This window comes from Dokdonella sp., assembly GCF_049593775.1.
Classification (GTDB): domain Bacteria; phylum Pseudomonadota; class Gammaproteobacteria; order Xanthomonadales; family Rhodanobacteraceae; genus Dokdonella.
Genome location: NZ_JBAWHJ010000388.1, coordinates 1 through 4,192, shown reverse-complemented (window position 1 = coordinate 4,192; position 4,192 = coordinate 1). Strand labels below are relative to the sequence as shown.

Genomic DNA, 4,192 nt, shown 5'->3' with positions numbered 1-4,192 from the left:
GTCTTGTCCTGTTCGACAACTATCGCCAGAACGAAGCTATCAGCATCATGGAGCGCATGTCGGTGGCCCGGCTGGGTTCCAAGCAGCATCTGATTCGTACCCTCGAGTCGCAGGGGCTGCTTGATCGCCAGATCGAATTCCTGCCCAGCGACAACGAGTTCACCGAGCGCAAGGCACGCGGAGTGGGCCTGACCCGTCCTGAACTGGCGATCCTGCTCTCCTATGCCAAGATCGTGATCTTCCAGCAATTGCTGGATTCCGATGTGCCGGAAGATCCCTATCTTTCGAAGGAACTGCGCCGCTACTTCCCGGAGCCGCTGCGCGAGCGTTTCGCCGAGCACATGGAGCGGCATCGCCTGAAGCGCGAGATCATCGCAACGGCGGTGACCAACTCGATGGTCAACCGCATGGGTGCCACCTTCATGCTGCGCATGCAGGAAGACACCGGGCAGACTCCAGCTGCCGTCGCCAAGGCGTTCAACATTGCGCGTGAAGTGCTCGAGGCACGTGGTCTGTGGGCCTCCATCGAGGAACTGGACGGCAAGGTGAATGGCAACGCACAAATCGATGCCAACCTGGCCATCTGGAAGCTGCTGCGCAAGATGACCCGCTGGTTGCTGAATCACCCCGGTGAGGTGCAGGACATCGCAGCCGCGGTGGATCGCTACTGGCCAGTGATGAACGAACTCAAGTCGCGCATCGACAGCGTGGTCAGTGCAGCCGACCGCGCCGTGTTCGATGCCACTCGCGAGCGCTGGGTTGAACAGGGTTTCCCGGTCGATCTGGCCGACCAGCTTGCGCACCTGCCTGCGTTGAATTCGGCCATGGACATTGCACTCGTCGCACTGCAGAACCAGCAAAGCGTGGCCGAAGTGGCCGCGGTCTACTTTGCCGTCGGCGAAGCCCTCAACCTGAAATGGTTGATGGAGAAGGTCGAGGAACTGCCCGTGGAAACACGCTGGCATGCGCACGCACGAGGATCGCTGCGTGACGAACTCAATGCCCAGCAGCGTTCACTGGTTTCGCAGATGCTGGCCGACGACAGCACCGGTGACGGCGCGCAGCGCGTGGCGGCCTGGATCAATCGGGATGATCCGGTGCTGAAGATGACCCTGGCAACCCTGTCCGACATGCGCAGCCAGGTCGTGATCGACTACCCGATTGTTTCGGTCGCGGTTCGCCGCCTGGCCCAGTTGATCTAGCTTTTTCCCTCTCCCACCGGGAGAGGGTGCCCCGGAGGGGTGGCTGAGGGTTCGAGCAAAGCGGGAGATTGAGACTGCCTCGCACCCTCATCCGCCTTGATTCGCCGCATCCATTGGGCTCACCCTTCGGGCCGGCTTCGCTGTTCGCGTCCGATCCTGTCGGACGCAGTCGGGCACCTTCTCCCGAGGGGAGAAGGCAAGAGCATCTGCCGTGGTCTGCTAGAGTCGACCCTGCCGCATCGCGTGGTGCGAACGACATGGGAGAGGGATCGTGAGTCAGCGCATTGCCCTGGTGGCCAGTCACGGAGACGAGGCGCAGTCGCAACTGGCCCTGCTCAAGGAGCGCTACGGCGATACCGCGCCGGAAGACGCCGACGTCATCGTTGCCCTGGGTGGTGACGGTTTCATGCTGCGTACTCTGCATCGCCATCTTGCGCTGGGCAAGCCGGTTTATGGCATGAAGCTCGGCACGATCGGCTTTCTGCTCAATCCATTTCACCCGGATGACCTGCACGAGCGCCTCGCTCGCGCCCAGCCAACGACCATGCATCCGTTGAGCATGAGTGCACATTCCGAATCGGGTACCACGGTGGAGGCGCTCGCCTTCAACGAAGTATCACTGCTGCGTCAGACCAAACAGGCTGCTCACATCCGCGTTTCGCTGAATGGCGTGGTGCGTATCGAGGAGCTGATGTGCGATGGCCTGCTGGTCGCCACGCCGGCCGGCTCCACCGCCTACAACCTGTCTGCACACGGTCCGATCCTGCCGATTGGCTCCAAGCTTCTGGCGATGACGCCGATCAGCCCGTTTCGTCCGCGTCGGTGGCGCGGTGCAGTCCTGCCCGCGACGACCGAGATCAAGCTGGAAGTGCTGGATCCCTACAAGCGTCCGGTCAGCGCCACCGCCGATTCCAGCGAAGTGCGCGATGTGGTCGAGGTCCTGATTCGGGAATCGGTCGACCAGACCATGACCCTGTTGTTCGACCCCGAGCACAATCTTGAGGAACGCATCCTCAGGGAACAGTTCACGGTGTAGTCCCGGACCTGCACGGTTCAAGGACCCGGCGGGATATCTGCTGGGAAACTCGTGTTGCTTCGCTTAAAGTGCTGAGCTGGCCCGCCCCACAGAGGGCGTTCATGTTGCTTACGACCGCACGACCCAGGAGTCATTCGATGTCCGTTTCTCTGCTTCGTCACGCCCCGCTTGCGCTTGCCTGCGCGGCAGCCATCGCACCGCTGCAAGCGGCCGAAATCGATGCAGGTCTGCGCGACATGGCGCGGCAGGCTGGATCGGTGGATACCCTGATCGTGCTCGAAGCCAAGGCACCCAAGCAACTGCTCCGAACCGACGGTGACTACCTGCAGCGGCGGCGCGACCTCGTCGATACACTGCGCGCCACCGCCGAAGTCAGCCAGGCCAACTTGCGATCGTGGATGGATGCGCAAGGGATCACCTATCGCTCGTACTGGATCGTCAATTCGATCCAGGCCACGTTGAACGCGGAACAACTCGAGCAACTGGACGCGCGCACCGATGTGGCGGCAGTCCGCTCGAATCGTTTTCTGCCTCTGCAACTGCCTGCTGACTCGGCCGAAGATGAAGCATTGCCGGCAACGAACCAGGCCAATTCGCCTTTGGCCATCGAGTGGGGAGTCAACAAGGTGCGTGCGCCGGAAGTCTGGGCAATGGGCATTCGCGGCCAGAACGTGGTCATTGCGGGACAGGACACGGGGTATCGCTGGGATCATCCTGCCATCAAGGACAGATACCGCGGCTGGAACGGTGCCACCACCGATCATGCCTACAACTGGCATGATGCGGTTCATGCCGCCGGCAGCAGTTGCGGCGCGGATGCTTCAGCCCCTTGCGACGATCACGGCCATGGAACCCACACCATGGGGACCATGGTTGGCGACGACGGCGCAGGTAATCAGGTTGGCGTGGCCCCGGATGCGCGATGGGTCGGATGCCGCAACATGAATGCCGGTGACGGCTCGCCTGCTACCTATATCGAGTGCACGCAATGGTTTGTCGCACCGACTGACGCATCCAATCAGAATCCCAACAGTGATCTTGCTCCCGACATCGTCAACAACTCCTGGGGCTGTCCAGCGTCCGAAGGTTGCACGACCGGCGAGGAACTCAGGGAAGCCATCGACAACATCGTTGATGCCGGCATCTTTTTCGTCGCTGCGGCGGGCAATAGCGGTTCCAGTTGCAGCACGATTGGCGATTCACCTGCCACCTATGACGCAACCTTCACTGTTGGTGGGACCAACAGCGCGAACAACATGTATTCCGGTTCCGGGCGCGGGCCTGTCGCTGGCAGCGTGAATGGCAAACCGGACGTGATCGCGCCGGGGCAAACGGTTCGCTCCAGTGTTCCGAACTACAACAATACGGCCAATGCCTACTACAGCTCGCTAACCGGAACCAGCATGGCATCGCCGCATGTCGCCGGTGCCGCCGCGCTGCTGATGTCGCTGGACGCGTCACTGAAAGGCAATCCGCAGGCGATGGCAGACTTGCTGCGCAGCACCGCGGTCCCACTAACCTCGACCACTCAGGTTTGCGGCGGAATTCCATCGACGACGTTTCCGAATCCGGTCCAGGGCCATGGACAGATCGATGTGTACGCCGCGTTCATGGTCGCCGAAAAGATCTTTGCGGATGGTGCTGACGACTGAGGCGATTTGCCGGGCGTCTGCGTAGGTTGGTGGTGAGCGAAAGCGAACCCCAACATCGTGGAGTCCATCGCCGAGTGGCTGTTGATGCAAGCGGGAATGTTGGGCATCGCTTCGCTCAGCCCAACCTGCGGAATGACGAGCCAGTATTTCCGCAGTCCAGCATGTTTTCAGCCCGGTCCTCTCCATCAACTCGCAAACCCGTCAGAATATGCGCTCGTTGAGGCAAGGGCAGGATTTCAGTGCGCAGCATCGCGCCGGCAATCGACAAAGTGGATCGCGGCGTTTTCGCGCGCCAGCCATTG

3 protein-coding genes and 1 pseudogene are annotated in these 4,192 nt (G+C 61.4%); 3 read left to right on the top strand and 1 reads right to left on the bottom strand.

All coding sequences use genetic code 11. The features are described from left to right. The 3 genes and pseudogenes from WBP53_RS13285 to WBP53_RS13275 form a co-directional block, all read left to right on the top strand. Window positions 1-1,202 (top strand): annotated as a pseudogene (locus tag WBP53_RS13285) (NAD-glutamate dehydrogenase); the annotation flags it as partial. A 271-nt stretch (window positions 1,203-1,473) separates the two neighbouring features. Beyond that, a complete protein-coding gene (locus WBP53_RS13280) occupies window positions 1,474-2,238 on the top strand; it encodes an NAD kinase (RefSeq protein WP_423929687.1) in 765 nt (254 codons plus the stop codon). A gap of 137 nt (window positions 2,239-2,375) precedes the next feature. Further along, a complete protein-coding gene (locus tag WBP53_RS13275) occupies window positions 2,376-3,890 on the top strand; it encodes a S8 family serine peptidase (RefSeq protein ID WP_423929685.1) in 1,515 nt (504 codons plus the stop codon). Window positions 3,891-4,005: 115 nt separating this feature from the next. Here WBP53_RS13275 and WBP53_RS13270 read toward each other — a convergent pair. Then, on the bottom strand, window positions 4,006-4,192 hold a 187-nt coding region (locus WBP53_RS13270; RefSeq protein ID WP_423929683.1), incomplete at its 5' end, for a hypothetical protein.